Origin of the sequence: Pseudomonas sp. GL-RE-26 (genome assembly GCF_019956275.1) — a bacterium.
In the GTDB taxonomy this organism is placed as follows: Bacteria; Pseudomonadota; Gammaproteobacteria; order Pseudomonadales; family Pseudomonadaceae; genus Aquipseudomonas; species Aquipseudomonas grandcourensis.
Genome location: NZ_JAHBDI010000054.1, coordinates 1 through 16,035, shown reverse-complemented (window position 1 = coordinate 16,035; position 16,035 = coordinate 1). Strand labels below are relative to the sequence as shown.

7 protein-coding genes, 1 rRNA gene and 2 pseudogenes are annotated in these 16,035 nt (G+C 60.0%); 3 read left to right on the top strand and 7 right to left on the bottom strand.

Annotated features, from left to right (window positions below; genetic code table 11):
* Positions 1-2: 2 nt before the first annotated feature.
* Positions 3-118, top strand: a 5S ribosomal RNA gene (gene rrf / locus KGB07_RS24060).
* A gap of 105 nt (positions 119-223) precedes the next feature.
* Here the strand turns inward: rrf and KGB07_RS24055 are convergent.
* The 5 genes and pseudogenes from KGB07_RS24055 to KGB07_RS24035 form a co-directional block, all read right to left on the bottom strand.
* Positions 224-691, bottom strand: coding sequence for an SRPBCC family protein (locus tag KGB07_RS24055; protein WP_046037012.1), 468 nt, complete (start codon positions 689-691; stop codon positions 224-226).
* Positions 692-713: 22 nt separating this feature from the next.
* Positions 714-4,124, bottom strand: coding sequence for a non-ribosomal peptide synthetase (locus tag KGB07_RS24050; protein ID WP_223466747.1), 3,411 nt, complete (start codon positions 4,122-4,124; stop codon positions 714-716).
* 13 nt (positions 4,125-4,137) lie between these two features.
* Positions 4,138-5,067: a diiron oxygenase gene (locus KGB07_RS24045; RefSeq protein WP_046037010.1), complete on the bottom strand. Its 930-nt coding sequence runs from the start codon at positions 5,065-5,067 to the stop codon at positions 4,138-4,140.
* A pseudogene (locus KGB07_RS24040) lies at positions 5,064-5,839 on the bottom strand (DUF3050 domain-containing protein). Before KGB07_RS24040 ends, KGB07_RS24045 begins: the two are co-directional and overlap by 4 nt.
* Before the next feature lie 725 nt (positions 5,840-6,564).
* The gene (locus KGB07_RS24035) at positions 6,565-7,275 is read right to left on the bottom strand and encodes a GntR family transcriptional regulator (RefSeq protein WP_046037007.1); all 711 of its coding nucleotides are present in this window, start codon (positions 7,273-7,275) and stop codon (positions 6,565-6,567) included.
* 196 nt (positions 7,276-7,471) lie between these two features.
* On the opposite strand from KGB07_RS24035, the gene lapG reads away from it, so the two are divergent.
* Positions 7,472-8,164 (top strand): cysteine protease LapG, encoded by a 693-nt coding sequence (lapG, locus tag KGB07_RS24030; RefSeq protein WP_046037006.1) that lies wholly within the window; start codon positions 7,472-7,474, stop codon positions 8,162-8,164.
* Between the two features lie 14 nt (positions 8,165-8,178).
* Positions 8,179-10,125, top strand: a complete 1,947-nt coding sequence (gene lapD / locus KGB07_RS24025; protein WP_046037005.1) for a cyclic di-GMP receptor LapD — start codon at positions 8,179-8,181, stop codon at positions 10,123-10,125.
* Positions 10,126-10,207: 82 nt separating this feature from the next.
* On the opposite strand, the gene KGB07_RS24020 is transcribed toward lapD, so the two are convergent.
* Together KGB07_RS24020 and KGB07_RS24015 are read right to left on the bottom strand one after the other, a co-directional pair.
* On the bottom strand, positions 10,208-10,546 hold the full coding sequence (locus tag KGB07_RS24020; protein WP_046037004.1) for a hypothetical protein: 339 nt from the start codon (positions 10,544-10,546) through the stop codon (positions 10,208-10,210).
* A 146-nt stretch (positions 10,547-10,692) separates the two neighbouring features.
* Positions 10,693-16,035, bottom strand: a pseudogene (locus KGB07_RS24015) (LapA family giant adhesin); the annotation flags it as partial.

Here is a 16,035-nt window from a genome sequence, read left to right as displayed (position 1 = left end):
TTCTTGACGACCATAGAGCGTTGGAACCACCTGATCCCATCCCGAACTCAGCAGTGAAACGATGCATCGCCGATGGTAGTGTGGGGTTTCCCCATGTGAGAGTAGGTCATCGTCAAGATTAAATTCCAAAACCCCTGTCTGCTAACGCAGACAGGGGTTTTGTCGTTTCAGGGGTACTGAAAAGCCCGTTGTGGAGCCTCTCCACAACGGGCTTTTTCACGTCTTACGCAAACAGTCTCAGCACATTGTTCATCGCATCATCGGCAAAACCCTGTACGAAGTCCTTGAAGCCCGGCAGCGCCTCGGCGCCACCCTGCGCCGGCTCGGCGATGATGGTCCAGGTGGCTCGGGACTTGCCCGCATCCAGTGGTTCAACGCTCATCGCAGCCCACAGATTGGCCACACCCAGGGTGTTGTAGATGGTGGTCCAGGTCATGTGCCGTGCCAGGTCATCCCGGGAGTTGAGCTGCTCGACCACGAGGTTGCCATCCTTGAAAAACTTTTTGCGCAGCGATGACACGCCTTCGCCGGTCATCTCGATGTGCGACAGCGCCGGGATGAAGCGATCGAAACCGGCAAAGTTGCCGACTATGGCCCATACCTGCGCAGCATCGGCGGGCACCTCCACCGAGGACGCCACGTGGCAGCCTTGAGGGTTTTTGATCAGGGTATCGGGTTGCAGAGTGCTCATGGTTTTGCTCCGTTGGGTTGAGTCAGATGAAATTGATTTCTTTGAGGTAGTCGCAGCCGCGACGCAGCAGCGCCGGGGACTTTTGCGGGTAGTGCGCGCCCATTAGCCGAACACCGGCCTGGGCGTTGTCGTGACCGATCATCGAGATATCGCCGATGTCCTCTTCGAAGCCGTTGAGGTAAAACCCCAGCACGCCGAACAACGCGTTGTCGCTGTCGACCCGACCCAGTTGCTGCTGCCAGTCGGTGACGCTGACCATCGCGAATTCGCGTCCCGCATCGCGGAAGGACGCCACGTAGTTGTCCCAGCTCAAGGGCTCGGGGTTGTGCAGGTTGAATACCGCTTGTTCGGGTTGATAACGACTGGCGTGGAAGGCGATGAATCGGGCGAGAAAGTCCACCGGCATCAAGTCGAAGTTCAAGGCGAACTCCGGCACCTGTCCCAGCTGGATCGAGCCCTTGAGCATCAGCATCAGGCGATTCTTGTGCGGCTGGCACACGCCCGTGAGGCTGTTGAAACTGATGTTTCCGGGGCGGTAGAGATTGACCCGCACCCCAAGCTCCCGGGCCCGTTCGAGGATTCGCTCGCCGACCCATTTGGACAGGTTGTAGCCGTTCTTGATGTAGATCGGTGGCGTCGGTGCGGCCGGCAACTCAAGCACTCGGCCGTCGGCAGATATCGTGCTGGAGGCCGAGAGCGTCGAGACGAAGTTGAAGATTTTTTTGCTGCGTCCTTCGCACAGGCGCAAGCATTCGAAAATCGGTTCGACGTTGTCCCGGGCCAGCGACTCGTAATCGAGGACGTGATTGACGTTGGCCGCGTTATGCACCAGAGCGCCAAACGCCTGATCCAGTCGCTGGTAAACCTCGGGCGCCAAACCGAGTTCCGGCCGCGTGATGTCTGCCGCGTAAACCCGCACCCGGCTCATATCCAGATGCTCCAGACGGTTCTCCCGCAATGCCTGGGCAAAGCGCTCGTCCGCCGATTGCCCGTTGCCGTCGCGAACCAGGCAGGCGACTTCGCTGGCACCCCAGGCCAGCAACGCTTCGACGATGTGTACACCGACAAAACTGTTGGCACCGGTGACGATCACCTTGTGCACATCGCCCATGCGGCTGACGGGCAGCGGTTGAACATCCAGTTCGCGGAAGGCATCGCGCATGGCCTGTTCGCTCAGCACTTCTTCACTGCCGGAGCCGCGCACCAGTGTTGCCAGTTTCGCGAGGGTGGGCAGTTCGATGAAGCGGTTGATCGAGATGCTGCGCCCGAACTCTTCACGCAGTCGCAGGAGCATGCGCGACAGCAGGATCGAGTGCCCGCCCAGGTTGAAGAAGCTTTCGTCGGTGGAGATGTCGCTCGCCGGCAACTCTAGCAACTCGGCCCAGACCTCCAGCAGCAGGGCCTCATCGGCGCTGGCGGGCGGACGTCGAGGAGGGTGCTCGGTGACGTTGAGCGGTAGATCCAGGAGCGCCTTGCGGTCGACCTTGCCATTACTGGCGTAGGGCATGGCTGTCAGCTCGGTCCATGCAACGGGGTGCATGTAGTCCGGCAGGTGCTGCGTCGCGTGGGCCTTCAGCGCTTGGCGAGCGGTACCGGGAAGGTCCTCCCGAGGCGGGGCAACGAAAGCCAGAATCCGCCGCTGGCTATCGATGACCACGGCAACCTGGCGGTACAACTGGCTGTCGCGCAGGCAGCGCTCAATCTCTTCAGGCTCGACCCGGAAGCCGCGAATCTTCACCTGATTATCACGCCGACCGCACAGCTCGATCCCTTCAGTCGTCCACTTCGCCATGTCCCCGGTGCGATAGACGCGCAGGGTCCGGCCATCAGGCAAGTTCAGGTCCAGATAGCGCTCAGCGGTTTGCTGCGGATTGTTCAGGTAACCAAGGCACACGCCCGGGCCGGCGATGTACAACTCGCCGACAGTCTGTTCGGCCATCGGTTGAAAGTCGTCATCGAGGATCAACACCTGGCTGTTGGCGATTGGAGCGCCCAGAGAACGGTTGTTGTCGCCTGCCTGGAGTTTGCGCGCGGTAATCAGCACCGTGGCTTCGGTGGGCCCGTAGAGGTTGTAGAGCTTGCCCTGGCGGCTCAGTTGTTCGATGACCCACGGCTCGCAGACATCGCCGCCGGTTATCACGTGATCCAGGCACTGCAATTGCTCCAGCGGCAGGATGCTCAACAAGGCCGGGGGCAAAAAGGCGTGGCTCAGTTGCCGATGACGAATCAGCTCCACCAGTTGCAGGGGATCGCGGCGTTGGTCATCGCCGGGTACGATCAGTTCAGCGCCCTGCAACAGGGTGGGGAAGATGTCGATCAGCGATGAGTCGAATCCCAACGAAGAAAACTGCAGCACCCGGCTCTGGCGGGTCACCTGCACATAGTCGGCGTACCAGTGGGTGAAGTGCGCGAGGTTGGCCTGGCTGAGCAGCACGCCCTTCGGATGGCCGGTGGTACCCGAGGTGTAGAGCGCCATGCAGGGCGCATTGAGGTCGGGGCGTTGGCGCATCAACGGTTGAGAGAGGTCTGCTTCATGGGCGTCGATGCGGCTGATGTCCAGTCCTGGCATCTCGTCCGCCAGGGGATGCTCGCCGTCATGCAGCAACAACACCGCGCCGGCATTCGACAGGATGTACTGCTGACGTTGCAACGGATGGCTCGGCTCCAGCGGCAAGTACACCGCGCCGCTGCCCAGGATCGCCAGGATTCCCGCATATAGCGCACTGCATTTGGGCAGGCAGATCCCGATGACGACCGGGCCTTGATGCTGCTCCAGCAGCGGTCGCAGACGTTGCTCGATGGCGCGGCTGTGGGCGTGCAACTGGCGATAGTCGAGGGTGTTGCCGTCGACACTCAAGGCCGGATGGTCGGCGCTCTGGATGCATTGTTGTTCCAGACTTTCGATCATCGGCGTTAGCGCGAGTTGCTGCAGTCGTGGGTCGGCGGTGGCGTTGAGGCGATGCACGAACGCGAGGTTGTCCAGGAACCGCAGGCTCTCGATGCGCTCGAAGCGGACAGGTGCGGCGGGTTCGGCGAATCGAAAATAGTCGGCATCGCGCGAGTAGCGGCTGACCAGCAGCGCCACATGGTCAACCAGTGCTGCCATGGCCTGCATACGCAACGCCTGGCCGTTACCCGACGGTTCATCGGCGATGGGTACACGGCTCAGCAGCGTTGAACCATGCCAGCACAACAGGTCCAGCGATGGCAGGCTGGACGCCTGCGGCAGGCCAAGCCCCAACTGCAAGGTCAGTCGTGGCGCCTGACAGGCGAGCAGAGGTGACGTGCCATCGTCGATCAGTAGATCCGCAGGCCCCGGCATTTCGTCGAGTGCGGATATCCGCGTCAGTGAGTGACCGTGTTGTTCGAGTTCCAATGCCAGGTCGGTCAGGGCCTGGCTTTGTCCGGTAAGCAAGATGTCGAGACGTCTCATGATGGGCTCCTCGTCAAACCAGGTAGTCGCTGAGGGCGGTTTGTACGCACGGCGAATCGAGCAGCGAACTGCTGTGGAAAAACCGCACAATGTTGGCCACCAGCGGGTGATGGCGATTGATCGGGAAAGCCAGTGCCGATATTTCGCTCTTGAGTGCGTGGCGCGCCGCGTCGTTGATCTGCAATGCGTCGATCAGGCGGAAGTCGAAGGATTTCTGGATGTCGTTGGTCAGGTAATGAGCAATGAACACCGGCAGGATCTGCGCGATGCACTGGCGGTCTTCTGCACTTGCGGCATGCCAGTAGATGCGTACCAGCCGCGCCCAAAAACCGGAATGGCGCCCCTCGTCCAGCAAGTGATCGGCCATCAGGCCCTTGATCGATTGCTTGACCGTGTCGTCCTTGGCGAACGCGGCGACATCACCGGTCACCGTGTTTTCGGCGATGGCCACGCAGATCAGTTCTACTGCGCTACGCAGGTGCTCCGGTGCGAGCGCCACGGCTGCCGGTATCGCCCGGCTCAGCTCGATCTCATCCGGTAACTCAATGGGGGTGATGCCGGTCATGGCGATGGTCTGTTGCATGAAATCCATCGCCACCAGCGCGTGGTAGTCCTCGTCCACCACCACAGTCATGGCGTCGTAGCGGCAGGCGAACGGGAACTCGACCGCGAAGCGGTTCTTGGCGATGCTGCGGGCGGTTTTGTCGACGATCTCGGTTTCGAAGATCACCACATCGTTGATGAACTTGTAGAGGGTCTGCACCAGGGCGAAGTCGCGCTGTTCCGGGCATTGGCGTAGAAAGGTTTCGCTCAGCACCAACGCTTGGCGGCTCAAGGGGTAGATCAGTTTGTCGTCGTTCTCCAGCACGCGGCGCGGGCGGGTGCGGATGGTCGCGCGGCTCTCCCAGGCGTCGGCGAAGGATTGGTAGTCGGTGGCGTTCATGCGCTCACCTCCACGACGGATTCGTTCATGCTCAGGCGCAATCCGTCCCACAGGGCGATACGACTTTCCACGGCAGCGATGGCGCTGGCGTACACGTCTTCCTGCCGTTGCTGGTCGCTATCGACCAGTCGCGACAGGAGCTTTTCCGCTGCCGGGCCGTGGTCCTCGGAATCGACCTCAATGTGTCGTTCGAGGTAGTACCGGAAAGTCGGCGCCTGCTCGATGCCGATGCCCCAATCGTCGAGGATGCGCTGGAACATCCGCGGGATAACGCTCTCGCGGCCGTGCAGAAACGCCGCCGCCACACTGTGACCCGGCGCATGCAGTGCGGTGTGTAGCGTATGGCGGACGAAATTGGCGGCCGCCGGATCCACCTTGACGCTCTGCAAGGCCACGTCGTAGCTCACGCCTTCTTGCTGCAGGGCCACGAAGCGTTCGATGGCAACGGTGCAGGCACCGACCTCGCGCATTGCATCCAGGTACAACTCGAAGTGGCTGTAATGACCCTGGGCCGGACGATCATCCGACTCCTCACCCAGTACGATCTCGTTGATCAATCTCGCGGCCTGGTGATCCTGCGGTGGCAACCAGGGCAGTCGCACGCAGGTCAGCTCCTGTTGCAGGCGTTTGGTCAGCGACATGAAGTCCCATACGGCAACACGTGGGTTTCCATGAAGCGTCGCAGGACCGGCAGCGAATGTATTTCAGAGAAGATCGGGTGTTCGCCAAGTTCGGATTTTTTTTGAAGCAGACGTTCTTTAGTTGGTTTCATGGATGAGCCTGTAAATGATCCGGGGTGAGAAGTAATCAAGCACTGAAGTTCGCTGGAAGTTTTCTTCTGGCGAACGGGTACCTCAACTTAATTGATCTTTTTCAGTGCCATGGATGCCGAGTAACTGAGGCGTTACTGCCGCTTGTGGCTGGCGGCGAAGAAAAACTAATACACATATAAAGTCTTGATCAAGTTGTTTTGTTGTTATTTCAATATTCAACTTTTTCGAAGATGATAAGTTCCAATAAAACTTTTTATATTGGTTTTATTCTGGCGTAGTTACTCCTTCCGGCTTATATAAGTCAGAATTGAATAAAGAGTGAATGCCTCACTCGAAGTAACTTCTTTACGGGCTTCGTTGGGGGTGTCTGAGGGGGTGGAAGCGGGTCGCGAGTGATGCCGATCCTTCCGTTCCCGTGATGAGGCTCCTTCCTTCGCTTCTCGGGGCAGGGACTGCTCCATTCGCACGGAGCGTCACCCGTTTTTTGTCCTGGTTATCCAGAGTGGGCGTAAATCGAGGTGGCCGCCATTACTGAGGCATCACGCAAACGTTGCAATGGTCGGGTTTCAAGGCGGCGGGGCGTTGGGGCGCGGTATGGCGCCGCAAGGGCGGTGTGGTATGGAGGCGGGGGATTTGTAATCAAATTATTCGCGGGGCATTTGGGGGGAATGCGCGGCAAGCGGGGCGAACCCTTCGGCAGGTTCCCCGCGCTTGCCGCCGCGGGCTACTTCGACCTGTTCCTGGCCTGGACTTCAGGGCTGTTGAGGTAGCGCGTAATGACCTCGACCCCTCGGTTCAAGTGATGTTCGAGCAGCTGCACGGAGCGTTCGACATCCCGGTCTTCGGCTGCCTGCAACAGTGCCTTGTGGTCATCCTGGGACAGTTTGCCAAGGCCCATGGCTTCCAGGTTGAAGCGCAGGAACCGCTCTTCTTCATTCAGGCCGTCTTCGACCAGTTTCAACAGCCGACGATTCGGCGCCTGGCTGTAAAGCGCCATGTGGAACAGGCGATTAAGCCGACCGATTTCGGTGTAGTCACTTTCCGTTTCCAGTTCGTCGATGTAGCGGGCAGCCACTTCGAGATCTTCGTCCCGAAGCAGTGGCACCGAAAGACGCAGGGCTTCGGATTCCAGCAGGATGCGTAGCGCGTAGGTTTCCATGGCATCGCCCTGGACCAGCGGCGCGACCACGGCGCCCTTATGGGCAATCACGTTGAGCAACGATTGTGCTTCGAGTTGGCGCAAGGCTTCGCGTACGGGCATGCGGCTGACACCGAACAGGTCGGCGAGGTCTTGCTGGCGCAGGGCCGCACCGCAAGGAATGCGCCCGTCGAGTATGGCCGCGCGCAGGGTTTCTTCGATCACCGAGCGTGCCATGTGTGCGGGAATCGGCCCGTTGACCTTGATACTGCTGAGAGGGTTGGGCTTTTGTGTCACTAAACGCACCCTGATTGATGGAATATTTTTGGATCCAAGTGACACTAGTAACTGACTGACTGCTTGTCAAACAAGCTCTCGAGTGCCTTTCTTGCAGTTTAGCGCGCCGCCAGTGATCTCACCGTGCCATTGTCTTTTTCCGGTCTAACCTTCACCATTCGAACGACTCCCTCCTGCCTATCCAGGATGCCTCGCATTGGCGGCAAGTTTAACGATCCCCCGGGCTTTACGCTGGTTGTGCAGTGCATTGCTGCTGGCTGGCGTGATGCTGGGCAGCTTGAGCGCCGATTGGGATTTTTCCCTGATCAGCCGGCGGGCGCAGGTATTGTACGGACCTTTGGGAGAAGGTCAGCAACGCATTAATGATTGGCAATACTTATTGACTAGCCAGAAGCAGATCGGCGAGCTGGAACAACTCAATGTGGTCAATCGCTTCTTCAACAAACAGCTGCGATACGTCGAAGACATCGATCTGTGGCATGAAGTCGACTACTGGGAAACCCCGATCGAGGCCCTCTGGAAAGGCGCCGGCGACTGTGAAGACTACGCTATCGCCAAGTACTTCAGTCTGCGCCACCTCGGTGTAGCCAGTGAAAAGCTGCGTATTACCTATGTCAAGGCACTGACCCAAAACCGCGCGCACATGGTGCTGACTTACTACGCGAACCCTGAAGCCGAGCCCCTGGTGCTCGACAGCCTGATTGATGCAATCAAGCCGGCCAGCCAACGAAAGGATTTGCTGCCGGTCTACTCTTTCAATGCGGAAGGGATGTGGTTACCGGGCGCCAAGGGCAATAAAAAGGTCGGCGATACCAAACGCCTTTCGCGTTGGCAGGATGTGTTGAAAAAAATGCAGGCCGAAGGATTCTCGGTCGAGACGACTAACTAGGAGCACATGCTCAGATGTCTTTGTTCAAACAGCTGTTGATTGCTATCTGTCTGTTCCTGGTGGTCGCCTTCACCGGCAGTTTCATGGTCAGTCTGGAGAGCTCGCGTACTCAGTACGTCAACCAGTTGCGCTCCCATGCCCAGGACGCCGCGACGGCGCTGGCGCTTTCCCTGACACCGAACATCGACGACCCGGCGATGGTCGAGTTGCTGGTCAGCTCGATTTTCGACAGCGGTTACTACGCGAGCATCCGCGTGGTCGATCTGAAGACCGACCAGACCCTGGTCGAGCGCACGGGCATTCCTGCGGTCAACAGCGTTCCGGACTGGTTCGTCAAACTGATCGGCCTGGAGCCCGCCGGTGGTGATGCGATCGTCAGTCGTGGCTGGGAGCAGGCTGCCAGGGTCGAGGTGGTCAGCCACCCGATGTTCGCGCTGGCCAAGTTGTGGCAAAGCGCTTTAGGCAGCCTGGGTTGGTTGCTGCTGTGTGGCGCGGTCAGTGCGGTACTCGGCGCGTTGTTGCTGCGTCAGCAATTGAGGCCGCTGGATTACATGGTCAAGCAATCCCACGCCATCGCCCGTCGGGAATTCCTCAGCCTGCCGGAACTGCCTCGTACCCCCGAACTTCGCCGGGTAGTGCAGGCCATGAACCAGATGGTCGAGAAGCTCAAGGCGCTGTTCCAGGAGCAGGCCGAACGCAGTGAAAAGCTACGGGTCGAGTCCTATCAGGACTCGTTGACCGGGTTAGCCAACCGGCGTTATTTCGAGATGCAACTGAATGCGCGGGTAAGCAATCCGGAGCAGGCCAGTTCCGGTTACCTGCTGCTGTTGCGGGTCAAGGATCTGGCCGGCCTCAACCAGCGTCTCGGTGGTCAGCGCACCGATGAAGTGCTCAAGGCCGTCGGCGAGCAACTGTCTCGCGAGTGCGCCAAATACCCGGAAACACAGAACCTGGTCACCCGTATCCGTGGCGGCGAATTTGCCGTACTGGCACCGGGGCTGGTGCGTGCAGAAGCGCTGCAATTGGCACAGAACCTCGACAGCGCCTTGGCCAGTCTTCACGCTACCGGCGCCACCGATGTGGCTGCCGTGGCGTCTATCGGCCTGGCGCCTTTCACTCACGGCGACTCCCCCCAAGCCGTGCTCAGCCTCGGCGACCAGGCGCTGGCGCAGGCCGAAGGCCAGGGCGAGCAGAACTGGGCCTGTATCGAGCACAGTCTCGCGGCCAGTGTCGGCGACGATCACCACGCCTGGCACCTGATGCTCGACCAGGCGCTGACACAGCGACGTTTCGAGCTGTATTTCCAACCGGTAGTGGCCGCCCAGGACACGCAACTGGTGCTGCACTACAAAGTGTTGTCGCGACTGCTCGACGAACACGGCCAGACCATCCCCGCAGGGCGTTTTCTGCCTTGGCTGGAGCGCTTCGGCTGGACCGCACGCCTGGATCGGCTGATGCTCGAACGGGTGCTGGAGCAAATGAGCGGGCATGAGGAGTCGCTGGCGCTGAACCTATCGTCGGCTACCCTGGCCGACCCGCAGGCGCAAAACAAAATCTTCGAGATACTGCGCGCGCACTCCAACCTCGGCCCGCGTCTGACCCTGGAAATTGGCGAAGAGCAACTGCCTGACCAGTCGGTGCTGGAGCAACTGACCCGGCGCCTGCGCGAACTCGGGTTCTCCCTGAGTCTGCAACGTTTTGGTGGCCGCTTCAGCATGATCGGCAACCTGGCACGGCTGGGTCTGGCGTACCTGAAAATCGATGGCAGCTACATTCGGTCGATCGATCTGGAGAGTGACAAACGCCTGTTCATCGAAGCGATCCAGCGAGCGGCACACAGCATTGATCTGCCGCTGATTGCCGAGCGGGTCGAAACTGAAGGCGAGTTGTCGGTGATTCGCGAGATGGGGCTATACGGTGTGCAGGGCCAGTTGTTCGGCGAGCCAAAGCCCTGGAAGTAACTCTTTAGAGCTGGGTTGTCAGTGATGCCGTCATCGCGGGCTTGCCCGCGATGAGGTTGGAACAGCCACTGAAGATCAATGATCAGATCAACCCGGTCTCTTCATCATCGATCAATTGGCTCAAGCCACCCAAGGCTTCACGGGCCTGGTTTCGGTCCATGAGCTTGGCCTGGGCCGCCGTCGGCAGGTCGGTGACGCGGATCACGCCTTTCTGGGTCAGCACCTGAATCAAGTCATCGAGTACCCGGATCATTTCCAGGTCACTTTGCTTGAGCTGTTTGAGGCTGTTCTCCACAGCCGCGTTGGCAAACCAGGCCTGGATCTCATGATTGTCGGCCGCCAGCGTTTCCGTGGCCTCGGTGTAGGCGGCGGGTTCCACGCGTACCAACAGGCCCTGCGCATCGCGTTGCACGTAAAACATTGAGCATCCCTCGGAATTGAACCAGCGTCGTGCTGTCAGCAGCATAGGTCAACTGCACGCCAGTATGTGGCGCAGCGACGAAATCGTCACCGGGCAGTGGACGCAAACGTGACGGCCGCCCCATAAGGAGCGGCCGTTTTCGTGCATCAGCTGTTGTTGTGATCGACCTTGATGGTCGGGTCGCTACCGGCAATCAGGTTGTGCAAGTTGGCGCTAGACCAGTTGTTGCCTTCCAGCTTGATCGTCACGTCCGGCGTGGCGGCTGCGGCGTTGCCCGAGTTGAACTGGCCGGCCGAGCTGACCTGCAGCGACGACACGCCATCGACCGTGCTGATCTTCAGGAAATTGTCGATGGTGCTGCCGGTTTCGCCCTGCAACAGATCACGCAGGTCGATCCGGTCGCCTTCGCTGGCCTTGAAGTCCTTGATCACGTCGTTGCCGGTGTCGCCCGCTTTCCAGACGAAGGTATCACCGCCGGAACCACCGATCAGGATGTCGTTGCCGGTGCCGCCGAGCAGGATGTCATTGCCCTTGCCACCGTCGAGGTTGTCGTTACCACCCGAGCCGAACAGAATGTCATTGCCCGCACCGCCCAGCAGGGTGTCGTTGCCGTCATGGGCACCGGACACATCGAACGCAGTGTAATGCTCGGTGATGTACTGGTGCACGTTGCTGGTGGTGACTTTGCTCACGTCCACGCCGGATTGCTGCGCCACGAAGGCTTGCATGGCCTGGTAACCCTCGCCGGCAATGCCGTTGAAGCTCACCAGGTCACCGAACAGGATGTCGTTGCCTTCGCCACCGCTGACGTTGTCGTGACCCGGCATCGTCGCTTCGGTGTGGCCGATGATCGTATTGGCCAGATCCTTCGGATCGATGTTGGTTTGTGGTGTTTGATTCGAGTCGTACGGCTTCAGGTCGTTGAGGCTCACTCCGTTGTTGAGGCCAATGGCCTCGACATTCGACAGATTGCTCAGCAGTGCAAAGCTGCCGGTGGAGTTGCTGGTGGTGTCCCAGTCGGTGCTGTTGCCGTCGCCGTCACGACCCGAGAACTCGTAGGTGCCGTCACCCTGGGCATGCAGATACCCGAAGTCCTTGGATGACCAGCTGCCTCCGTTGCCATTGCCGTTGCCGTTGCCGCTCTTGGTCCAGACCGTCACTTGGCCCGAGGCGCTAATGTCGATCTGGTGCGTGCTGTCGGGGAACAGGCTGATCGCTTTACCCAGCTGATAGTTGCTGGTTGTGACCAGGCTATCGAGTGTGGTGCTGCCATACAGGGTCGGGTTGGTCGACTCGCCGCTCTGGTAGTAAGTCGGCTTGCCGTCAGTAATGAAATACGTGAGATTCTTCGCCCCGGTATTGTCCACGGCGCTCGCACTCTGGAACCAGTTGGCCGTGGTTTTGAACACGTCCTCGTAGTTGGTGCCGCCGCCGGACGACATCGAGTCCAGAGTCGCCTTCAACTGAGTCAGCGCATTCGAGTCATTGAGGTTCACCGACACCGACTTGTTCACCTGGGTGTCGAAGTCCACCAGGAAGATGTTCACCGTACCCGAGTTGCTGCCCAGGCTTTGCTTGAGGGTGTTGAACACCGACGTCAGCGAGTCCTTGGCCGAGCTGATCGACGACGAACTCATACTGCCGGAGCTGTCGACCATGAACGCGATGTTGTAGTTGGTGCCCGGCACCACGGTCAGGCCGCCGATGTCGGCGACGATGATGTCATTGCCGTCGGTGCCGGTGACGGTGTCATCGGCCGCGGTGGCGGTGACGGCGTTGTAGGTCGCCGGGAACACGGTCACAGGGATCTGCGAAATGCTGCTGGCCGAACCACCCAGGACCTCGGTGGAGGTCGAGGTCACGGTCAGGTTGAATTGGCCGTTGTAGTACGGTGGCGGAGTAACGGTCAGAGAGCCGAGACTCCAGCCTGTCACATTGGCCTCGCCATTGGTCGCTGTGACCGTGAAGGTATGTCCCGCGCTGTCGGTGAGTACCGAGCCGACCGGCATGCCGCTGATCTTCAGGCTCAGGCTTTCCGAGCCGTCGGTGTCGGTCAGCGCGGTGGTGATGGCGGACAATTTCACACTGGTGCCTTCGGCGCCGGTATTGAGTTTGTAACCGTCGTAGTAGCCTTCGCCATTGGTGCCGTGCAAGTCGGACACGGTCACGCCGGCATTCACCAGATCCGACACACCGGTGTAAATCGGTACGCCGGCACTGCTCAGATCGATCGGCGTGCTGCCATTGACCGACAGGTTGACGTCATAGCTGCCCGGGCCGCTCTGGTTGTGGTGGTAGATGTCCAGGGTGTAGTAGCCGCTGGTGGTCGGGGTGTACGAACCATTGAGGTTGCCGCCCGCGCCCCAGGTAATCGCAGCGACGTTCTTGCCGCCGATGGTCACCAACAGGCTGTCATCACCGACACCGCTGAAGGTGTAGGTCTTGCCGGCTTCGAGGTAGATCAGGCCGGAGGTTTTCGAGGCCGTGCCGGCGGTCACGCTACCGTCGGACTGCACATTGGTCACGGTGCCTTTGGAGTTCGGTGTGCCAGCGGCGTCGATCACGTTTTTCAGCGTGGTCGAGTCCGCGCCGTTACCGCTGGTGCCCAGGCCCGACAGACCGGTCCAGACTTCCTTGATCAACCCGGTGGACCTTACGCTGTTGTCGGCAACGCTCAGGGTCGGGGCATCCGCCACCGGAGTGATGTCGATCTTGATCGTGCCGGTGTTGCCCAGCGTCTGGCCGTCGGTTGGCTGGAACTGGAGTTGCGCGTAGTCCGCCTGCTTGTTACCCAGATTGGTACCGCCGTATCCGTCCACGCCCGACTCGTTGGCATCCGGCATGAAGCGCAGTTTGCCCGCGTCGATATCAGTCTTGCTGAACGTCTGGTCGGCGGCGACATCTTTCCAGGTCGAACCGTCCAGGTACTGCAGTTTGCCCTCGCCCGGCAGCTGGGTGATTTTCACGCCCAGGTTGGTGGCCGGACTGTCGACGTCGCTGACGCCGAAGGTCGACCAGCCGAGGATCAGCGGCGTGTCTTCGGTGCCGGTGACGTTGACCGGTGCTGCGACCGGTGCGTCATTGACGGCCACCACGTTGACCGTGGTGGTCGCGGTGTTGGAGTAGTTGCTGCCATCGGTCACCGTCACGGTGATGGTGCGCGGCACGGTGCTCGGATCTTCACTGTTGTTGGTGAAGGTGATGTTCTTGATCTGCTGCATGTAGTCGGCCAGCGTCGCGTTACCCGACAGGGTCAGGGTGACGGTGCCATTGGTGCTGTTGGCATTGATGGTGATGCCGTTGACGCTGTTGCCCAGGTTCAGCGCATCGCCGTCCTGACGGTTGGTCAGCACGATGGTCGCGCCGGTCAGCTTGGTGCTGTCCGGATCGGTGATGCTCAGGTCAGTGTCGGCGATCGACACGCCCGCACCCGGGGTGTTCTCTGTGAAGGTCACCTTGTAATCGGCCCCGGTGGCGCCGCTGGAGTTGTTGGCGTCGAGGTCCAGTACTGGCGGTGCATCGTTGTCGATGATCGAAGTATTGACGCTGCCGTTGGACGTGCTGATCGCCAGGTTCTCGAAGTTGCCGCCGGTGGCCGAGTCGATCTTGACCACGAAGTTTTCGGTGTTTTCGGTGATCCGGTCATCGATGGTCGAAATGTCGAATGGCACGCTGCTGGCATTCGCCGGGATCTTGACCGTCGTCACACCGGTGAAGTCCTCACCATTGGCTGCGGTGCCGGAGTAGGTCAGGGTTACGGTCACTTCACCGTGAGCCGGGTTGGTCAGCGAGAGGGTGTAATGCGCTGCCTGACCCTCGACGACAGATGTATCACCCGAGATGCTGATAGTGGTGACGTCACCGGTGTTGGCCGGCGTATTCGGCGTGCCCGAACCTGCTTCGTCGGTGACAGTGGTGGTGAACTGGTCCTTGCCCAGGGTCAGCTTCTCGAAATTGTCAGCGCCGCTGACCGATTCCAGTTTGTTGACGATGGACGGCTGGCCGCCGGTGTAGACGTCATCCTTGGCGATGATGGTGGCGGAAGCGGTCGCAGTATTGGCTGGGACGGTGATTTTCGTACCGTCGGACAGCGTGAACTCCAACGGGCCGTGGTTATTGATCGGCAGACCGGCCGCGTTGGTCAGGGTCACGGTGTAAGTCACCGAACCGCCTTCAGCCACGGTGGATTTGTCCACGGTCAGGGTGGCGATGACTTCGCTGACGGTGTCAGTGATGGCCACGTTAGCCGCCGTGCCGTCGATCACCAGGTTTTCGAAGGTCTTGCCGGTGACGCTGGCCGAATCGACGGTCAGGCTCAGGTTGCTTGGGTCGTTGTAGACGTCTTCGCCCTGCACTGGCGCGGTGTAGATGGCCGACAACTTGCCGGCTTCAATGGTGACGGTGTCGCCGTTACTCAGGGTGACCTTGAGGTCGTGATCGAGCTTCTGGTCGACCTTGACGGTGAAGGTCGGGGCGACGTTTTCCTGCACATCGCCGTTGCTGGCGATGCTCACCGTGACCTTGTCACCCTGGCCCGATGGCTCATCGGTGACAGTGGTGGTGAACTGGTCCTTGCCCAGGGTCAACTTCTCGAAATTGTCCGCGCCGCTGACCGATTCCAGTTTGTTGACGATGGACGGCTGGCCGCCGGTGTAGACGTCATCCTTGGCGATGATGGTGGCGGAAGCGGAGGTCCCGTTCGCTGGAACAGTCACCTTCGTGCCGTCGGACAGGGTGAACTCCAACGGACCGTGGTTATTGATCGGCAGACCGGCCGCGTTGGTCAGGGTCACGGTGTAAGTCACCGAACCGCCTTCAGCCACGGTGGATTTGTCCGCGGTCAAAGTGGCAATGACTTCGCTGACGGTGTCAGTGATGGCCACGTTAGCCGCCGTGCCGTCGATCACCAGGTTTTCGAAGGTCTTGCCGGTGACGCTGGCCGAATCGACGGTCAGGCTCAGGTTGCTTGGGTCGTTGTAGACGTCTTCGCCCTGCACTGGCGCGGTGTAGATGGCCGACAACTTGCCGGCTTCAATGGTGACGGTGTCGCCGTTACTCAGGGTGACCTTGAGGTCGTGATCGAGCTTCTGGTCGACCTTGACGGTGAAGGTCGGGGCGACGTTTTCCTGCACATCGCCGTTGCTGGCGATGCTCACCGTGACCTTGTCACCCTGGCCCGATGGCTCATCGGTGACAGTGGTGGTGAACTGGTCCTTGCCCAGGGTCAGCTTCTCGAAATTGTCAGCGCCGCTGACCGATTCCAGTTTGTTGACGATCGGTGCCTGGCCGCCGGTGAACACGTCATCGGCAGCGGTGATGGTCGCCGTGCCAGTCGCGGTATTGGCCGGGACTTTGATTTGTGTGCCGTCAGTCAGGGTGAAAGTGAGTTCACCGTGATTGTTCAACGGCAGACCGGCCGCGTTGGTCAGGGTCACGGTGTAGGTGACCGAACCGCCTTCAGCCACGGTGGATTTGTCCACGGTCAGGGT

Bases quoted from the DNA above. Each gene is read 5' to 3' on its own strand.
- KGB07_RS24055 (WP_046037012.1), bottom strand. From the start codon at position 691: ATGAGCACTCTGCAACCCGATACCCTGATCAAAAACCCTCAAGGCTGC.
- KGB07_RS24050 (WP_223466747.1), bottom strand. From the start codon at position 4,124: ATGAGACGTCTCGACATCTTGCTTACCGGACAAAGCCAGGCCCTGACC.
- KGB07_RS24045 (WP_046037010.1), bottom strand. From the start codon at position 5,067: ATGAACGCCACCGACTACCAATCCTTCGCCGACGCCTGGGAGAGCCGC.
- lapD (WP_046037005.1), top strand. From the start codon at position 8,179: ATGTCTTTGTTCAAACAGCTGTTGATTGCTATCTGTCTGTTCCTGGTG.
- KGB07_RS24020 (WP_046037004.1), bottom strand. From the start codon at position 10,546: ATGTTTTACGTGCAACGCGATGCGCAGGGCCTGTTGGTACGCGTGGAA.